Raw genomic sequence first — 18,175 nt, forward strand, 5'->3', positions numbered from 1 at the left:
GAGATGCTGCTCGCCATCGACGCCGGAAACACCAACGTGGTGTTCGCGATCTATGAGGGCGACCAACAGCGCGGCCTGTGGCGCACGGCGACCGACAAGAAGCGCACCGCCGATGAGTACATGGTGTGGCTGACCCACCTGATGGCGCTGAAGGGCCTGCGCCCGGCGGACATCGACAGCACCATCATCGCCAGCGTGGTGCCCGGCGCCACTTTCAACCTGAAACGTCTGTGCAAGGATCATTTCGGCTGCGAGCCGCTGGTGGTCGGCCAGCCGGACGTCGATCTCGGCACCCGCGCGCTGGTGGACCGGCCCGACGAGGTCGGCGCCGACCGGCTGGTCAACACGGTGGCGGCGGCGACCACCTACAGCACGCCGCTGATCGTCATCGACTTCGGCACCGCGACGACCTTCGACGTGGTCGACAGCGATGGCAACTACCGCGGCGGCGTCATCGCGCCCGGTCTGAACCTGTCGCTGGAAGCGCTGCAAATGGCGGCAAGCAAGCTGCCCCGCGTCGAGATCCAGCAACCGGGCCACGTAATCGGAACCAACACCGTCGAGTGTATGCAGTCCGGCGTCTTTTGGGGCTATGTCGGCCTGATCGAAGGGCTGGTCAACCGCATCCGGGCGGAGTACGGCGAGCCGATGACGGTCGTCGCGACCGGAGGGCTGGGTGTGCTTTTCGCCAAGGCAACCCATGTAATCGAACACACCGACGGCGAACTCACGCTGCGCGGCCTCCTCCTGATCCACAAGCGCAACACGGCCCAATGACCCAACCCGACTCCGCTCCCTCCGTCCACCCGGTCGAGGGAGACGGCGACCTGTTCGCTCCCGAGGACGATGCGCTCTACTTCCTGCCGCTGGGCGGTTCGGGCGAGATCGGCATGAACCTCAACCTCTACCGCCATCGCGGCAAGTGGTTGATGGTGGATCTCGGCATCTCCTTCGCGGACGACACGATGCCGGGGCTGGACGTCATCATGCCGGATCCCGCCTTCATCGCGGAGCGCCGGAACGACCTCGTGGGCATCGTGGTGACGCACGCGCATGAGGATCACCTTGGGGCCATCCAGTATCTGTGGCCGCAGCTCCGCGTGCCCGTCTACTGCACGCCCTTCACCGCCGCCGTCCTGCGCGCCAAGCTGCACGAGCGCGGGTTGGCCGGGGTGGTGCCGGTGCACGAGGTGGCGCTGGGCAGCACCATCGAGGTTGGCCCCTTCTCCGTCGAGTATGTGACGGTCACCCATTCTATCCCCGAGCCGAACGCCCTGGCGATCCGTACCGCCGCCGGCACGGTGCTGCACACCGGCGACTGGAAGCTCGACCCCGAGCCGCTGGTGGGACGGGCCACCGACGAGGAGCGGCTGCGCGCCATCGGCGAGGAAGGCGTGCTCGCCCTGGTCGGCGACAGCACCAACGCTCTGGTGCCCGGCAGTTCAGGGTCGGAAGGGGAGGTGCGCAAGGCGCTGACCGAGCTGATCGGGCAGTTTCCCGACGTCCGCGTCGCGGTGAGCTGCTTCGCCACCAACGTCGCGCGACTGGAGAGCATCGCCCACGCCGCGGCGGCGCACGGGCGCCACGTCGCCCTGGTCGGGCGGTCGATGTGGCGGATCAACGAGGCCGCGCGTTCCAACGGCTACCTTGCCAACGTGCCGACCTTTCTGACCGAGCACGACGCCAATTACGTACCGCGCGACAAGCTGGTGCTGGTCTGCACGGGCAGCCAGGGGGAGCCGCGCTCCGCGCTCGCCCGCATCGCGTCGGACGATCATCCCCAGGTGTCGCTGCAGCGCGGTGACGTGGTGATCTTTTCCTCCCGCGAGATTCCGGGCAACGAGCGGGACATCGGCCGCATGCAGAACCTGCTGGTCGGGCAGGGCATCCGCATTGTCACCGCCGACGAGGCACCGGTCCATGTGTCCGGCCACCCGGCGCAGGACGAGTTGCTCCGCATGTACCAGTGGGTGCGTCCGCGCATCGCCGTGCCGGTTCATGGAGAGCAGCGCCACCAGCTGGAGCACGCCAAGCTGGCCCGCGCCTGTCAAGTGCCGGAAGCTCTGGTTCCCGCCAACGGCGACCTGATCCGGCTGGCGTTCGACGCTCCGCCGCGGGTGGTGGCCCAGGTTCGGGCCGGCCGCATGGCACTGGACGGCAAGCGGCTGATCCAGCTCGACACCGGGCTGATGCGGGCGCGCCACCGGATGGTTCACAACGGCGCCGCCGTGGTCACGCTGGTGATGAACGGCAAGGGCGAGCTGGTGACCGCGCCGCAGATCGCGGTGATGGGGTTGCTGGACGACTCGGCGGATCGCGACATGCTGCTCGACGTGGTTGACGCTGTGCGCGAGGCCGTTGCCGAGATGCCGAAGTCGGCGCGCGCCGACGACGAACAGGTGCGCGCCGCCGCGCGGATCGCCGTCCGCCGCTGCTTCAACGCGACCCACGGCAAGAAGCCGGTGACGGACGTGCACCTGGTCCGTGTATAAGCGTTTCCGACTTTACGCCTTTCGGGAGGACCCATGATCGGGAAGCTGAACCACGTCGCCATCGTTGTGCCGGATCTGACGGCGGCGACGGCGCTCTACCGCGACACGCTGGGCGCCGCGGTGTCGCAGCCGGTGGACCTGCCGCCGCACGGAGTCACCGTCGTCTTCGTCACGCTGCCCAACACGAAGATCGAACTGCTGCATCCCTTCGGCGAGAAGTCGCCGATCGCCGGCTTTCTGGAGAAGAACCCGTCCGGCGGCATCCACCACATCTGCTACGAGGTGGACGACATCCTGGCCGCCCGCGACCGGATGAAGGCGCAGGGCGCCCGCGTGCTGGGCGACGGAGAGCCGAAGATCGGCGCCCATGACAAGCCGGTGCTGTTCCTGCACCCCAAGGACTTCTGCGGGACCTTGGTCGAGCTGGAGCAGGCCTGAGTCGCAAAAGGCTAGGACCGGAGGCATGCGATGGGTTGGGTGACGGGCATCAGCGTCTATGTGGTCGTCTGGTGGGTGGTGCTGTTCGCGGTGCTGCCCTGGGGCGTGCGCACTCCGGCCCAGCCCGAGCCGGGCATGGCGAGCAGCGCCCCGGAACGCCCGCGCATCCTCCTGAAATTCGCCGCCACGACGCTGGTCGCGGCGGTGGTGTGGCTGGTCATCTTCGCCATCGTGCAGTCGGACCTGATCTCCTTCCGCGAGATGGCCAAGCCGCACTGATGCCCCTGGACGGAGCTTTCGCGTGAGCCTGACCTACTGCGACGCGGCGCCCGGCCACGCGCATCACGGCCCCTACCACGACACCGAGTACGGGTTTCCCAGCGCCGACGACCGGGTGCTGTTCGAGAGGCTGGTGCTGGAGATCAACCAGGCGGGCCTCTCCTGGCTGACCATCCTGAAGAAGCGCGAGGCCTTTCGCGCCGCCTTCGAGGGCTTCGACATCGACCGCGTCGCGGCCTATGGCGAGGCGGAGCGGGAACGGCTGCTCGCCGACCCCGGAATCATCCGCAACCGGCTCAAAATCGACGCCGTCATCGAGAACGCGCGGCGGATCGTGGCCTTGCGCGACGCGTACGGGTCCTTCGAGGGCTGGCTGCGCGCCCATCACCCGTTGAGCAAGGCGGACTGGGTCCGGCTGTTCAAGCGCAGCTTCCGCTTCACCGGTGGCGAGATCACCGGTGAATTTCTGATGAGTCTCGGCTACCTGCCGGGCGCGCATCAAGCCCGTTGCCCGGTCTGGTCCGAAGTTGCCGCGCTCGATCCGCCCTGGATGGCCGCCGTTCGGCAGGGCTTTGCAGGATACGACGCCCATAAATCGGGCATAGTTCAGCCTATGACGTAATCAACCGCCTATGTCTTGGGCGAGAACAAAGAATTATTCGATGACGACTTGGTTTAGTCCAAATTCTGCCTTGTCATCGGGTGGGCTCGGGTTCAATGTACTTTGTGTGACGAGAGGGGTTCTTCCCTCTTTTCCGACGCCTGGTGGCGATTCCTCCCTAAACCTCGGGCCGCGCCGCGATCGCCGCGCGGTCCTTTTTTCGCCTCCGTCCGGTCACGATGCCCGCGCCGGCGTTTGTCCGTAGGCAGACGGAGCGTTGTGCTTCGGTACAGAATGAATTAACCCTTTATCGGCTATAGCTGATCCACTGTGCAGGAAGCGGGCAAGCGTCCGTTCCGACTTTGGATTCAAGCGCGTCGGCATTCGCAGCCGGGATTGCGACCGTCAGCGGGGAGAACGATGTCGAGGCGCCGATGACCGCGGGTGATAATGAGAAATTCGAGCAGTTCGCGGCCATCCTGACCACCGAACTGCTCGACCGTACCCGCAAAAGTCTTGAACTGCTGACCCCCGAAGAGCAGCCGGCGGCCAAGCTCCCCTTTGCCTTGACCCCATCCTTTCAGGAAATCTACGCCGAGCTGGTGCGGGTCGGAATCTTCCCGGTGCTGCTCAGCCGCCGGCCGGTGCGGGCGATCGTTGGCGACGTGGATTGGCCGCGGGACGGGCGCGACTATTTGCTGACCGTCCTCGACGACCGCTCCAACGCCGTCTTCACCGCCTGGGATTACGCCTGGGATGCGTTGTGGGACGAGCGGAAGGTGGGTGCCGACAGCGGCTCCTCGGCGCCGGCCAAGAAGAAGGGGTTCTTCGCCTCGCTGTTCGGGCGGAAGGCGGACAAGCCGGAAAGGAAGACCAGCGAGCAGGGCGCGGAGGGCGACGTCATGGCCGGTCTCTACACCATGCTGAACGAGCAGGCGGAGCGGCGGGGATACCTGCCGTTGTTCCATGACGACATCAAGGTGCTGAAGGGGCTGATCCGCGTCAAGCCGGCGCGCATCTTCCAGGCATGGAAGGAGATCAACCAGTACCATCACCAGGAATTCTACCTGTCGGGCCAGGACCAGGCCAAGCCGGGGGTGACGTCGGACTGCCTGCAGAAATGGCATTACAACCTGCCGGACCGGATCGGCGAATTCCTGGTGCTGAAGGCGGCCGTGGATATGGAGTTCGTCAACAAGCCCTTTCTAGGCAAGTACATCCGGCAGTCTGCCCGCACCCAGGAAGAGGCCGAGAAGGGCATGCCCTATCTCGCCACCTACTGGAAGTCCATGAAGCAATCCGCCGCCGCCCAAGGCTGAGGTCGTCCATGATCCACCGCTCCATCCTGCTCCTCGCCGCCCCCCTGCTGGCGCTGTCCGGTGGGGCGGCGGCGCAGCCGATCGACCTGTCCGCCTGCCGGTTCCTGACGGCCCACCGTCCAGCGGCCGGGGTTGAGTACACGCCGGGCGTGGACGTGAACGGCAAGGCGGTGGCCCCCGCCGACCTGCCGGGCTCGGCGGGGGCCGCGCCGCCGCTGGAGCGGTTCGACATCCCGGTGACCGTGGGTTTCGCCCGCCGCATGGGCTTTCCGGTGCCGCAGGGTGCTGCGGCGCTGGGTGTCGAGGTCGGCTATCTGACCTGGTACGCCAACCGGCTCTACTTCAACGGCCAGCCCATCGGCGCGCCGAGCGAGGCCGAGGTCTACGCCTATTGCCGCACCGTCCGATAGGCCGATCCGTCCCTCGCGGCACGCCGTGACGATGGACAAGCGCGCGGTGGCTTCCTAAAGTCGCTCTCCCTGTTGCGGCCCGGCGCACCGCCGGACGAATCCCCTCGAAACCGAGAGCAGAGCCATGCGGCTGTCCACCTTCTTCCTGCCGACCCTCAAGGAGACCCCGACCGAGGCGCAGATCGTCTCGCACCGCCTGATGCTGCGGGCCGGGATGATCCGCCAGACCAGCGCCGGCATCTACGCCTGGCTGCCGCTGGGCCACCGGGTCCTGAAGAAGATCGAGCAGATCGTCCGCGAGGAGCAGGACGCCGCCGGCGCCCAGGAACTGCTGATGCCGACCATCCAGTCGGCGGAGCTGTGGAAGGAAAGCGGCCGCTACGACGATTACGGCAAGGAGATGCTGCGCATCACCGACCGTCACGACCGTGAGATGCTGTTCGGTCCCACGAACGAGGAGATGATCACCGACATCTTCCGCGCCTTCGTGAAGAGCTACCGCCAGCTTCCGCTGAACCTCTACCACATCCAGTGGAAGTTCCGGGACGAGATCCGCCCCCGCTTCGGCGTGATGCGCGGCCGCGAGTTCCTGATGAAGGACGCCTACAGCTTCGACATCGATGCGGCCAGCGCCCGGCGCTCCTACCAGAAGATGTTCCTGGCCTATCTGCGCACCTTCGCCCGCATGGGGCTGAAGGCCATCCCGATGCGCGCCGACACCGGCCCCATCGGCGGCGATCTGAGCCACGAATTCATCATCCTGGCCGAGACCGGCGAGAGCGGCGTCTTCTGCCACAAGGACTGGCTGACCCTGGACGTGCTGCAGAACGCGCCGGGCTTCGACGAGGACCTGCAGCCCTTCTTCGACACCTACACCTCGATCTACGCCGCGACCGACGAAAAGCACGAGCCCGGCAACTGCCCGGTTCCGGAGTCGGATCTGGTCTCGGCCCGCGGCATCGAGGTCGGCCACATCTTCAACTTCGGCACCAAGTATTCGAAGCCGATGAACGCCGTCGTCGCCGGTCCGGGCGGCGAGCCGGTTCCGGTGGAGATGGGGTCCTACGGCATCGGCGTGTCGCGCCTGATGGGCGCCATCATCGAGGCCAGCCACGACGACAACGGCATCATCTGGCCGGATTCCGTGGCGCCCTTCAACGTCGGGCTCGTCAACCTCAAGGTCGGCGACGCCGAGACCGACCGCGTCTGCCAGGAGCTGTACTACAAGCTCCGCGCCAACGGGCTGGACGTGCTGTACGACGACCGCGACGAGCGTCCGGGCGTGAAGTTCGCCGACATGGACCTGATCGGCCTGCCGTGGCAGCTCGTCGTCGGGCCGCGCGGCCTGAAGAACGGCGTGGTCGAACTGAAGCGCCGCGCCACCGGCGAGAAGCAGGAGCTGTCGGTGGACAGCGCGCTGGAGAAGCTCTCGGCGTAACACCGTGGGGCAGGGGAGCGGGAGCCTTGGAAGGTCGCCCTTTTCCTGCCACGGTTAAGCACTTATGTTGCGGGGCGGCGGACTGGTTGCGGTCCGCCGCCTTTGCTTTTGCCGGGCCTCTATCGCCCGCCCTTCGCTCATCGGGAGCCGCATGATCTTCTCCGCCTTCGAACGCATGGTCGCGATGCGCTATCTGCGGGCGCGCCGCCAGGAAGGGTTCATTTCGGTCATCGCGGGATTCTCGCTGCTGGGCATCGCGCTCGGCGTGGCGACGCTGATCATCGTGATGTCGGTGATGAACGGCTTCCGGGCGGAGCTTCTGGGCCGCGTGCTCGGCCTGAACGGCCATCTCAACGTCTACAGCGTCCGCGGTGGCCCCTTGCCCGACTACGACCCGCTGGTGCAGCGGCTCCAGGGCGTGCCCGGCGTGGTCGGGGTGACGCCGACGGTCGAGGGGCAGGCGCTGGTCTCGGTGCGCGGGGTCGCCTCCGGCGCGGTGGTGCGCGGGGTGCGGCCGGAGGATTTCCGGGTGCGGCCGACGCTGTCGCGCAACATCGTGCGCGGCACGGCGGAGGCGTTCGGTGACGACAACATCGCCATCGGCCTCCGCATGGCGCAGCGGCTGGGTCTGGCGGTCGGCGACCAGCTCACCCTGATCGCGCCGCAGGGCAACGTCACCGCCTTCGGCACCGTGCCGCGGATGCGCAGCTTCACCATCGGCGCGGTGTTCGACGTCGGCATGTTCGAATACGACAACAGCTTCATCTTCCTGCCCCTGCCGGAGGCCCAGGCTTTCTTCCGCACGGGCGAGGCGGTGACCTCGCTGGAGGTCTTCGTCAGCGACCCGACCCAGATCCGGGCGGCGCGCGACGCCATCCAGTCGGCGGTGGCCGGGATTGGGCGGGTGGTCGACTGGCAGCAGTCCAACGCCAGCTTCTTCACGGCGCTCCAGGTCGAGCGCAACGTGATGTTCCTGATCCTGTCGCTGATCATCACGGTGGCCGCCTTCAACATCATCTCCAGCCTGATCATGCTGGTGAAGGACAAGGGGCGGGACATCGCCATCCTGCGCACCATGGGCGCCACCCGCGGCATGATCATGCGCATCTTCTTCCTGTCCGGCGCCTCGGTGGGGGTGGCGGGAACGCTGGTGGGCGTGGCCCTGGGCGTGTCCTTCGCCCTGAACATCGAGACGATCCGCCAGGGCATCCAGGCGCTGACCGGAACCAACCTGTTCAACGCCGAGATCTATTTCCTGTCGCAACTGCCGGCGAAGATCGACTGGTCGGAGGTGGTCCAGGTCACCCTGATGGCGCTGGGCCTGTCCTTCGCCGCCACCGTCTACCCGTCCTGGCGGGCGGCCCGTCTCGATCCGGTGGAGGCGCTTCGCTATGAGTGAGCCGATGCTGGAACTGTCGGGGATCGTCCGCACCTTCGAGCAGGCGGGGACGGAGCTTCAGGTGCTGCGCGGGGCGGAGCTGACCGTCCATGCCGGCGAGTTGGTCGCTCTGGTCGGTCCGTCGGGCGCCGGCAAATCGACCCTTCTGCACATCGCCGGCCTGCTGGAGCGGCCGACGGCGGGAACCGTGCGGATCGCCGGGACCGACGTGTCCGCCCTGGACGACGGGAAGCGGACGGAGGTGCGCCGCCGCTCGGTCGGCTTCGTCTACCAGTTCCATCACCTGCTGCCGGAATTCTCCGCTCTGGAGAACATCGTGCTGCCGCAGATGATCAACGGCGTGCCGAAGCGCACCGCCCGCGAGCGCGCCCTGGAACTGCTGCGCATGGTCGGTCTGGAACCGCGCGCTGGCCACCGTCCGGCCCGCCTGTCGGGCGGCGAGCAGCAGCGGGTCGCCATCGCCCGCGCGCTGGCCAACGGGCCGGGCCTGCTGATCGCCGACGAACCGACGGGCAACCTCGACCCGCACACGGCGGAGGGGGTCTTCGCCATGCTGACTTCCATCGTCCGACAGGCCCGCGTCGGCGCACTGATCGCCACCCACAACCTGGAGCTTGCGAACCGCATGGACCGGGTGTTGGAAATGAGCGAAGGGGTCCTTGTGGAGCATGCGAGGGTCTGATCGGCCTCATGGCACGGCCGCGCAACCGGCCGAACCGCGCAACCGGCCGAACCGCGTAAGAGTGGCATCGCCGTTCGGCGGATTGGTGATCGGAGCGTCCTGGGGCAGACTTCGCGCAACCCAACAAGGAGGGACCGGAGTCCATGGATCAGAAGATCATCGATTTGTACGACGAGTACACCCATCGGCCGCTGCCGCGCCGCGTCTTTCTGGAGCGGCTGGCGGTGCTGGCGGGCAGCGCGGCGGCCATTCCGGCGATCCTCTCCCAGATCGAGCCGAATTACGCCCTGGCCGCCGAGGTTCCGCAGGATGACAGCCGAATCGCCACGGACCGCGTCACCTTCCAGGGCGCGACCGGCGACGTTCATGCCTATCGCGCGCGCCCGAAGCTGGCCGAGCAGGCGCCGTCGGTGGTGGTGGTCCACGAGAACCGCGGCCTGAACCCCTACATCGAGGACGTGACGCGGCGGCTGGCGGTGGCCGGCTTCGTCGCGATGGCCCCGGATCTGTTGTCCCCGCTCGGCGGCACGCCGCAGGACCCCGACCGTGCCCGCGAGATGATCGGTCAGCTCGACCCCGACAAGGCGGTGAACAACCTGATCGCGTCGATGAGCGATCTCATGGCCTACCGCTACTCCAACGCCAAGGTGGGGGCCATCGGCTTCTGCTGGGGCGGCGGCATGACCAACCGGTTGGCCATCAAGACGCCGGACCTCAAAGCGGGCGTCGTCTTCTACGGTCCGTCGCCCGACCCGGCGCTGGTCACCACCATTAAGGCGCCGCTTCTGCTCCATTACGCCGGGTTGGACAACAACGTGAACGCCAAGGTCCCGGCCTATGAGGAGGCCCTGAAGCAGGGTGGCAAGTCCTACGAACTCTTCATGTACGAGAACGTGAACCACGCCTTCCACAACAATACCTCGGCGGAGCGTTTCAACAAGGAAGCGGCGGACCTCGCCTGGGGCCGGTCCGTGGAGTTCCTGAAGAAGAACCTGACCTGACCGGTCACGAGCGGTGAGTGGCGGGCCGTGCGGAGGGCAGCTTCAGCACGGCCACCGCCAGCCCGGCGAGGACGAGAAGCGCGCCAGCCATCTTCAGCGGGGTGAAGCTCTCCCCCAGGACCAGCGCGCTGGAACTCATGCCGAAGACCGGCACCAGCAGCGAGAAGGGAGCCACCAAGCTCGCCGGGTAATGGCGCAGCAGGAAGCCCCAGGCGGCGAAGCCGAACAGCGTCGCGCCGAAAGCGATGTAGGCCACCGCCCCGATGCCCAGCGGAGTCAGATGGGTCAGGGCCTGCCACGCCCGCTCCGGCCCCTCCATCCCCAGTGACAGCAGCAGCAGCGGGATGGGCGGCACCACGCTGACCCACAGCATCATGCGGAACAGGTCCGGCGCCTTGGCCTGCTTCATCAGCAGGTTCGATACGCCCCAAGCTGCGGCGGCGGCCATGACCAGCCCCAGCCCGAGCAGCGAATCGCCCGCCGGCATCTCCATGGCGATCACGCCGATCCCGGAGAAGGCCACTGCCATGCCAAGTACTTGCTTCGGACCGGGCCGCTCCCCCAGAATCAACGCGGCGAACAGGGCGGTGAAAAAAGCCTGGGATTGCAGCACCAGCGATGACAGCCCCGCCGGCATGCCGATGTCCATCCCGACGAACAGCAGCGAGAACTTCACCACCCCCAGCACCAGACCGATGCCCAGGATGAAGCGCCACGGCACCGGCGGGCCGCCGCGAACCCCCAGCACCAGAAGCGGCAACGCCGCCAGCGCGAAGCGCAGGGCGCAGAACAGGATCGGCGGGAAGTCCGCCAGCCCGACCTTGATGGCGACGAAATTGAAGCCCCAGATCGCCGCGACGGCGACGGCGAGGCCGATGTGAGCGGTGCGCATGGGAGTGGAGGCTAGAGGCGCGCAACCCGCCGGTCAATGCGGTGCCCAATGCACCCATTGCGGGTCAGATCCCCGAAACCCTTCACTTATCCGTATGTAGGATTCGACACTCGTCCAGGGCGGCCAGCGCCCAGGAGGACCCGCCCAGATTGACGTCGCCGATCTCCGTCCCGCCGCCGTCCCGCTGCAGCGTCACCGCGCGCGACCGCATGAAGGGTTCGAAGAGATCCTCGTACTTCGGCAGTTCGACCGGAACCACCACGCCGCCGTCGGGCAGGGGGCTGGCCTCCAGCGCCATGGTCTCGCCGTCGGGGAAGATGGCGGTCAGGCGGCTTTCCGTGTCCTTGTTGGCCTGGGCGTGCTGGTCGGCGTTGACCAGCATGGCCGCCCCCTTCGCCGTCGCGCGGAAGGAGAGGGGGGAGGAGTCGTCCGCTCGCGTGGCGTAGCAATAGGCCGATCCGGTCTTGGTCGCCGGGTGCGCCCGCACGACCCAGCCCTTGTTCTGCGCGACGACGCGCCCCGGAGCGTCGGACAGGGGGGAGGCGGGCGTATTGGTCGGCGGCGGCCGGTGGGTCTGCTCCGCGGACGGTGCGGGGGCGCCGGTGGTCTGGCAAGCCGTGAGGAGCGTGGCCGCCAGCACCGCCAGGACGGCGCTGGAGCGGATGCGGCGCATGGAACGGGTCATTCTTGGATCGTGGCTCTGCCTCTTTCGATAGCACGAACACGCATGACCGGGGAATCTTCCCTTACCTTTGATCGGTCCGACGCATCGCCGCATGGCCGGGCCCGCGCTTGGTCCCTTGCAGTGCGGGGCGGGATGCGCGACGACTAGGGGAGACGTCCCCCCTTCGCTGGAACCGGTGCCCATCTCCACCATGCCCCACGCCGACTTCATCCACCTGCGCGTCCACTCCGCCTATTCCCTGTCCGAGGGCGCCATCAAGGTGAAGGAGCTGGTCAAGCTCTGCCAGAAGAAGGAAATGCCGGCGGTCGCCGTGACCGACACCGGCAACCTGTTCGGCGCGCTGGAGTTCGCTCTGGCCGCCGCGGATTCGGGCGTGCAGCCGATCATCGGCACGGTCCTGGGCATCACCCGAGTCGGTCCCGCCAACGGCAAGCCCGGCCTGCCGGGCAAGGCGGCGTCGGTCCCCGACCAGCTCGTCCTGCTCTGCCAGACCGACGAGGGCTACCGGAACCTGATGAAGCTGGTTTCCAAGGCCTTCCTGGAATCGGACCCGATGGCCGGGCCGCAGATCCCGCTGGACGCGCTGGAAGGTCATTCCGCCGGGCTGATCGCGCTGACCGGCGGCCCTGCCGGCTCGGTCGGTCGGCTGCTGGGCGAGGGGCAGAAGGATCTGGCGCTCGACGTGCTGGAGCGCCTGAAGCGGCTGTTCCCCGGCCGGCTCTACGTCGAGCTTCAGCGCCACCGCGACCATTTCGCGGTGATCGAGGACGCCATCGAGCCGGCGCTGATCGACCTCGCCTACGCCCACGACCTGCCGCTGGTCGCCACCAACGACTGCTATTTCGCGACCGAGGACATGTACGAGGCGCACGACGCGCTGCTCTGCATCGCCGAGGGCGCCTACATCAGCCAGACCGAGCGCCGCCGTCTCACCCCCGACCACCGCTTCAAGTCGGCCGACGAGATGCGGGAGCTGTTCAAGGACCTGCCGGAGGCGGTGGACAACACGGTCGCCATCGCCCGGCGCTGCTCCTTCCTGCTGAAGCCGATCAAGCCGATCCTGCCGCCTTTCCCCTGCGAGGGCGGTCGCGACGAGGGGGAGGAACTGCGCGCCCAGTCCCGAGAAGGCCTGGAGATGCGGCTGAACAGCGTCGTCTACACCCCGGACATGACGCCGGAGCAGCGCGCGGAGACCCGCAAGACCTACTTCGAGCGGTTGGAGTTCGAGCTGGACGTCATCGTGTCGATGAAGTTCCCCGGTTACTTCCTGATCGTGTCGGACTTCATCAAATGGGCCAAGTCGCACGACATCCCGGTGGGGCCGGGCCGTGGTTCGGGCGCCGGCTCGGTCGTCGCCTGGGCGTTGACCATCACCGACCTGGACCCGCTGCGCTTCGGCCTGCTGTTTGAGCGATTCCTGAATCCCGAACGCGTGTCGATGCCCGACTTCGACGTGGACTTCTGCCAGGACCGCCGCGAAGAGGTGATCCGCTACGTCCAGGACAAGTACGGCTACGACCGCGTCGCCCAGATCATCACCTTCGGTAAGCTGCAGGCCCGCGCCGTGCTGCGCGACGTCGGGCGTGTGCTCCAGATGCCCTACGGGCAGGTGGACAAGATCTGCAAGCTGGTGCCGAACAACCCGGCCAACCCGGTGACGCTCCAGCAGGCGCTCGACAGCGAGGAGATGCTGCGCCAGGCCCGCGACGGGGACGAGACGGTGGCGCGCCTCGTCAACATCGCGCTGAAGCTGGAGGGGCTGTACCGCCACGCCTCGACCCACGCGGCGGGCGTGGTGATCGGCGACCGGCCGCTGCACGATCTGGTGCCGCTGTACCGCGATCCGCGCTCCGACATGCCGGTCACCCAGTTCAACATGAAGTTCGTTGAGCAGGCCGGGCTGGTGAAGTTCGACTTCCTCGGCCTGAAGACGCTGACCGTGCTGAAGACGGCGGTGGACCTGATCCCCGAGAAGCCGGACCTGACCACCGTCACGCTGGACGACGTGAAGAGCTACGAGCTTCTGGGCCGTGCCGAATCGACCGGCGTGTTCCAGCTGGAAAGCTCGGGCATGCGCGACGTGCTGCGCCGGCTGAAGCCGAACCGGCTGGAGGACATCATCGCGCTGGTGTCGCTCTACCGCCCCGGCCCGATGGACAACATTCCCAAATACATCAAGGTGAAGAACGGCGAGGAACCCGCCGACTACATGAACCCGGCCCTGGAGCCGATCCTGAAGGAGACCTTCGGGATCATGATCTACCAGGAGCAGGTCATGCAGATCGCCCAGGTGCTGTCCGGCTATTCGCTGGGCGGCGCCGATCTTCTGCGCCGCGCCATGGGCAAGAAGATCAAGGAGGAGATGGACGCCCAGCGGAAGATCTTCTGCGACGGCGCCGCCGGCCGCGGGGTGGACCCCGATCAGGCCAGCATGATCTTCGATCAGGTCATGAAGTTCGCCGGCTATGGCTTCAACAAGAGCCACGCGGCGGCCTACGCGCTGGTCGCCTACCACACCGCCTATCTGAAGGCGAACCACCCGGTGGAGTTCATGGCGGCGTCGATGACGCTCGACCTCGGCAACACCGACAAGCTGAACGTCTTCCGGCAGGAGCTGGTGCGGCTGAAGATCAAGCTGCTGACACCGGACATCAACAAATCCGACAGCATCTTCGGGGTGGAGGCGCTGCCCGACGGCGGCAAGGCGGTGCGCTACGCGCTGGCCGCGGTGAAGGGTGTCGGCCTGCCGGCCATGAAGGCGGTGGTGGAGGAGCGCCGGAAGAACGGTCCCTACAAGAGCCTGTTCGACTTCGCCCGCCGCCTCGACCTGAAGACCATCAACAAGCGCCAACTCGAAAACCTGACCTGCGCCGGCGCCTTCGACGGCATCAACCCGAACCGCGCCCAGGTCCACGCGGCGCTGGAAACGCTGATCCGCTACGCCCAGGCGGAGGCGGCGGAGCGCGACAGCGGCATCGGCAACCTGTTCGGCGGCGCCGGGGGCGGGCTGAAGGAGCCGGACCTGCCCAAGGTGAAGGAGTGGGAGCCGCTGGAGAAGCTGAAGCACGAGTTCGGCGCCATCGGCTTCTACCTGTCCGCCCACCCGCTGGACGCCTTCGCCGGCCCGCTGGCCCGCATGAGGGTGGTGCGGTCGGCGGACCTCGCCACGGCGGTGACCGGCGGCGGCTCGACCCGGCGCAGCGTCGCCGGCATCGTGGTCAGCCGCAAGGAAAAGACCGCGAAGTCGGGCAACCGCTTCGCCTTCGTGGAACTGTCCGACTCCAGCGGCGGCTACGAGGTGACGGTCTTCTCGGAGGTGCTGGCGACCAACCGCGACCTGCTGGAGGCCGGGCGCCCGGTGCTGATGACCGTGGACGTCCAGATGAACGGCGAGGACATCCGCCTGACCTGCCAGGAGGTGAAGCCGCTGGAGGACGCCGTCGCCCAGGTCTCGGACGGCTTGAAGGTGGTGGTGCGCGACGGCGGGCCGGTGGAGAGCATCCGCGGCATGCTGGAGCGGCTGGCCCGCGGCAAGGGCAAGATCCACCTGCTGGTCGAGATCGACCCGTTGAAGGAGGTGGAGATCCAGCTCCCCGGCTCTTTCAACATCACCAACCAGAGCCGCGCCGCGCTGAAGGCGGTGCCGGGGGTGGTCGAGGTGGTGGAGCTGTAGAGAATGCGCTTCCCATGACGAAGCGGTGCGCGATGCACCGCATTCGTCGCCAACCAATTGGCAAACCGGTGTTGCCAAAGCGGTTGCGGCGGGCTATGTAAGCGCCGTCGTCAAAACCTCACGCGGGCTGGCGGTCCCTCGGCTTTACCCCGATGGCCCGATCCGGTGTCCTGTCAAACGGACAGTGCCCGCGGCGGAGCAACCGGAAAAGGACTTTTCCAAATGGCTATTCCGTCTTTCACCATGCGCCAGCTGCTCGAAGCCGGCGTCCACTTCGGTCACCACACCCGCCGCTGGAACCCGAAGATGGGTCCGTACATCTTCGGCGTGCGCAACGGTGTGCACATCATCGACCTGGAGCAGACCGTCCCGGCGCTGCACCGCGCCCTGCAGGCCGTCCGTGACGTCGTCGCCGGCGGCGGCCGCGTCCTGTTCGTCGGCACCAAGCGCCAGGCTCAGGAGAAGGTGGCCGAGGCCGCGTCGAAGTGCGGCCAGTACTACGTCAACCACCGCTGGCTCGGCGGCATGCTGACCAACTGGAAGACCATCTCCCAGTCGATCAAGCGCCTGCGCGAGATGGAAGAGCGTCTGGCCGGCGACACCTCGGGCCTCACCAAGCGCGAAATCCTGGAGCTGACCCGCGAGCGCGACAAGCTGGAGCGCGCGCTGGGCGGCATCAAGGAGATGGGCGGCCTGCCGGACGTCCTCTTCATCATCGACACCAACAAGGAGTCGATCGCCGTCAAGGAAGCCAACAAGCTCGGCATTCCGGTCATCGCGGTGATCGACAGCAACTCCGATCCGGACGGCGTGGCCTTCCCGATCCCCGGCAACGACGACGCCCTGCGCGCCATCGACCTGTACTGCGAGCTGGTGAACGGCGCCGTGCTCGACGGTCTGCAGGCTGAGATGAGCGCCGCCGGCATCGACGTCGGCTCCTCCGAGGAGGCTCCGGCCGAGCAGCTGCCGGAAGAGGAAGGGGTCGAGGCCGAACAGGCCCAGGCCTGATCCCGGTGATACGGGGCAGCCGGGCCTTATGACCTATGGCCCGGCTGCCTTTTTTATGAGTTGTTTGGATCAACCCGATCCGCTTGGATCTGTTCGGAAGGAAGAGGGCGATACCATGGCCGAGATTACCGCCGCGCTCGTCAAGGAACTGCGCGAGAAGACCGGCGCGGGCATGATGGACTGCAAGAAGGCGCTGGCCGAGACCCAGGGCGACCTCGAGGGCGCCGTTGACTGGCTGCGCAAGAAGGGCCTCGCCGCCGCCGCCAAGAAGTCGGGCCGCGTCGCCGCCGAGGGTCTGGTCGCCGTCGCCACCGCCGGCACCGCGGGCGCCGTCGTCGAGGTGAACGCCGAGACCGACTTCGTCGCGCGCAACGACAAGTTCCAGGCGTTCTCCTTGAAGGCCGCCGAGCTGACCCTGTCCGGTTCGGGCGACGTCGAGGGCCTGAAGGCCACCGCCTATCCGGACGCCGGCCGCACGGTCCAGGAAGAGCTGACCAACCTGATCGCCACCATCGGCGAGAACATGAACATCCGCCGCTCGGCCAAGCTGTCGGTTCCGGCGGGCGTCGTCGTGTCCTACGTCCACTCGGCCATCGCGCCGGGCCTGGGCAAGATCGGCGTTCTGGTCGCCCTGGAGTCGACCGGCGACACCGCCAAGCTGAACGATCTGGGCAAGCAGATCGCCATGCACATCGCCGCCGCCCGTCCGGACGCCCTGGACATCGCCGACGTCGACACCTCCGCGCTGGAGCGTGAGCGCAACGTGCTCGCCGAGCAGGCCCGCGCCTCGGGCAAGCCGGAGAACATCGTCGAGAAGATGCTCGAAGGCCGCATCCGCAAGTACTACGAGGAAGTGGTGCTGCTGGAGCAGACCTACGTGATCGACGGCGAGACCAAGGTCCGCAAGGTGGTGGAGAACGCCGCTAAGGACATCGGCGCCCCGGTCAAGGTGACGGGCTTCGTCCGTTTCGCGCTGGGCGAGGGCATCGAGAAGGCGGAGAGCGATTTCGCCGCCGAGGTCGCCGCCGCCGCCGGCCAGAAGTAAGGAACCGGCGACCCGCCGCACGCACTCTTCACACCAACCGGGAGAAAGCCCCCCATGGCCCAGACCACCGGGACCACCGAGCCGGCTGACGGCATCCGCTTCAAACGAGTCCTGCTGAAGGTGTCGGGCGAGGCGTTGATGGGTCAGCGCGACTACGGCCTCGACCCGGAGGTGGTCAACCGCGTCGCCAACGAGGTGAAGGCGGTGATCCAGCTGGGCGTCCAGGTGAGCCTGGTCATCGGCGGGGGCAACATCTTCCGCGGCGTGAAGGGTGCGGCGAGCGGCATGGAGCGCGCCTCGGCCGACTATATCGGGATGCTCGCCACCGTGATGAACGCCCTGTCGATGCAGAGCGCTCTGGAGCGGATGGGGGTCGCGACCCGCGTGCAGTCGGCCATTCCCATGTCGTCGGTGTGCGAGCCCTACATCCGGCGCCGCGCCATCCGGCACATGGAGAAGGGCCGCGTGGTGATCTTCGCCGCTGGCACCGGCAACCCCTTCTTCACCACCGACACCGCCGCCGCGCTCCGCGCGTCGGAGATGGGCTGCGATGCCCTGCTGAAGGGCACGCAGGTGGACGGCGTCTACACCGCCGACCCGAAGAAGGTGAAGGACGCGGAGCGTTACGAGCGCCTGGGCTACCTGGAGGTCCTGGCGAAGGACCTGCAGGTGATGGACGCTTCCGCGATCTCCTTGGCGCGCGAGAGCCACATCCCCATACTCGTGTTCTCGATCCACACCCCCGGCGCCTTCGCCGAGGTGATGCAGGGCCGGGGCAAGTTTACGATCATCAACGAAGAAACGGAGTGAGCC

At 67.2% G+C, this 18,175-nt stretch carries 17 protein-coding genes; 15 read left to right on the forward strand and 2 right to left on the reverse strand.

Features of this window, described 5'->3' with window-relative positions:
- The first annotated feature begins 3 nt into the window (after window positions 1-3).
- The 11 genes from H0B54_RS22765 to H0B54_RS22815 all read left to right on the forward strand — a co-directional run bounded on the left by H0B54_RS22765 (window position 4) and on the right by H0B54_RS22815 (window position 10,059).
- Window positions 4-777 carry a type III pantothenate kinase gene (locus H0B54_RS22765; protein ID WP_188262207.1) on the forward strand — a complete coding sequence of 258 codons (774 nt, stop codon included), beginning with the start codon at window positions 4-6 and terminating at the stop codon, window positions 775-777.
- Window positions 774-2,492, forward strand: a complete 1,719-nt coding sequence (locus tag H0B54_RS22770; protein ID WP_188262208.1) for a ribonuclease J — start codon at window positions 774-776, stop codon at window positions 2,490-2,492. The genes H0B54_RS22765 and H0B54_RS22770 overlap by 4 nt, the downstream gene beginning before the upstream one ends.
- Window positions 2,493-2,525: 33 nt before the next feature.
- Window positions 2,526-2,930 (forward strand): methylmalonyl-CoA epimerase, encoded by a 405-nt coding sequence (mce, locus tag H0B54_RS22775; RefSeq protein WP_094306013.1) that lies wholly within the window; start codon window positions 2,526-2,528, stop codon window positions 2,928-2,930.
- 30 nt (window positions 2,931-2,960) lie between these two features.
- Window positions 2,961-3,209, forward strand: a complete 249-nt coding sequence (locus tag H0B54_RS22780; RefSeq protein WP_149166412.1) for a DUF1467 family protein — start codon at window positions 2,961-2,963, stop codon at window positions 3,207-3,209.
- A 22-nt stretch (window positions 3,210-3,231) separates the two neighbouring features.
- Window positions 3,232-3,831 carry a DNA-3-methyladenine glycosylase I gene (locus H0B54_RS22785; protein ID WP_188262209.1) on the forward strand — a complete coding sequence of 200 codons (600 nt, stop codon included), beginning with the start codon at window positions 3,232-3,234 and terminating at the stop codon, window positions 3,829-3,831.
- A 413-nt stretch (window positions 3,832-4,244) separates the two neighbouring features.
- Window positions 4,245-5,129: a hypothetical protein gene (locus H0B54_RS22790; protein WP_188262210.1), complete on the forward strand. Its 885-nt coding sequence runs from the start codon at window positions 4,245-4,247 to the stop codon at window positions 5,127-5,129.
- Between the two features lie 8 nt (window positions 5,130-5,137).
- Window positions 5,138-5,539: a hypothetical protein gene (locus H0B54_RS22795; RefSeq protein ID WP_188262211.1), complete on the forward strand. Its 402-nt coding sequence runs from the start codon at window positions 5,138-5,140 to the stop codon at window positions 5,537-5,539.
- A 124-nt stretch (window positions 5,540-5,663) separates the two neighbouring features.
- Complete coding sequence (proS, locus tag H0B54_RS22800) at window positions 5,664-6,977, forward strand: proline--tRNA ligase (RefSeq protein WP_188262212.1); 1,314 nt, start codon at window positions 5,664-5,666, stop codon at window positions 6,975-6,977.
- A 151-nt stretch (window positions 6,978-7,128) separates the two neighbouring features.
- Complete coding sequence (locus tag H0B54_RS22805; RefSeq protein WP_188262213.1) at window positions 7,129-8,376, forward strand: lipoprotein-releasing ABC transporter permease subunit; 1,248 nt, start codon at window positions 7,129-7,131, stop codon at window positions 8,374-8,376.
- Entirely contained in the window at window positions 8,369-9,058 is a 690-nt protein-coding gene (locus H0B54_RS22810; protein ID WP_188262214.1) for an ABC transporter ATP-binding protein, read from the forward strand. Before H0B54_RS22805 ends, H0B54_RS22810 begins: the two co-directional genes overlap by 8 nt.
- Before the next feature lie 143 nt (window positions 9,059-9,201).
- Window positions 9,202-10,059: a dienelactone hydrolase family protein gene (locus tag H0B54_RS22815; protein WP_188262215.1), complete on the forward strand. Its 858-nt coding sequence runs from the start codon at window positions 9,202-9,204 to the stop codon at window positions 10,057-10,059.
- A gap of 4 nt (window positions 10,060-10,063) precedes the next feature.
- Here H0B54_RS22815 and H0B54_RS22820 read toward each other — a convergent pair whose 3' ends face one another.
- Both H0B54_RS22820 and H0B54_RS22825 read right to left on the reverse strand, forming a co-directional pair.
- Window positions 10,064-10,951 (reverse strand): EamA family transporter, encoded by an 888-nt coding sequence (locus tag H0B54_RS22820; RefSeq protein ID WP_188262216.1) that lies wholly within the window; start codon window positions 10,949-10,951, stop codon window positions 10,064-10,066.
- 82 nt (window positions 10,952-11,033) lie between these two features.
- Complete coding sequence (locus tag H0B54_RS22825; RefSeq protein ID WP_188262217.1) at window positions 11,034-11,636, reverse strand: hypothetical protein; 603 nt, start codon at window positions 11,634-11,636, stop codon at window positions 11,034-11,036.
- A gap of 190 nt (window positions 11,637-11,826) precedes the next feature.
- On the opposite strand from H0B54_RS22825, the gene dnaE reads away from it, so the two are divergent.
- The 4 genes from dnaE (at window position 11,827) to pyrH (ending at window position 18,172) form a co-directional block, all read left to right on the forward strand.
- Window positions 11,827-15,309 (forward strand): DNA polymerase III subunit alpha, encoded by a 3,483-nt coding sequence (gene dnaE, locus H0B54_RS22830; protein ID WP_188262253.1) that lies wholly within the window; start codon window positions 11,827-11,829, stop codon window positions 15,307-15,309.
- A 222-nt stretch (window positions 15,310-15,531) separates the two neighbouring features.
- The gene (gene rpsB / locus H0B54_RS22835; RefSeq protein WP_094306003.1) at window positions 15,532-16,317 is read left to right on the forward strand and encodes a 30S ribosomal protein S2; all 786 of its coding nucleotides are present in this window, start codon (window positions 15,532-15,534) and stop codon (window positions 16,315-16,317) included.
- Between the two features lie 115 nt (window positions 16,318-16,432).
- Window positions 16,433-17,362: a translation elongation factor Ts gene (gene tsf / locus H0B54_RS22840; RefSeq protein WP_188262218.1), complete on the forward strand. Its 930-nt coding sequence runs from the start codon at window positions 16,433-16,435 to the stop codon at window positions 17,360-17,362.
- Between the two features lie 54 nt (window positions 17,363-17,416).
- Window positions 17,417-18,172 carry a UMP kinase gene (gene pyrH, locus H0B54_RS22845; protein WP_094306001.1) on the forward strand — a complete coding sequence of 252 codons (756 nt, stop codon included), beginning with the start codon at window positions 17,417-17,419 and terminating at the stop codon, window positions 18,170-18,172.
- Window positions 18,173-18,175 lie beyond the last annotated feature (3 nt).

The sequence above is a fragment of the Azospirillum tabaci genome, assembly GCF_014596085.1.
Taxonomy (GTDB): domain Bacteria; phylum Pseudomonadota; class Alphaproteobacteria; order Azospirillales; family Azospirillaceae; genus Azospirillum; species Azospirillum tabaci.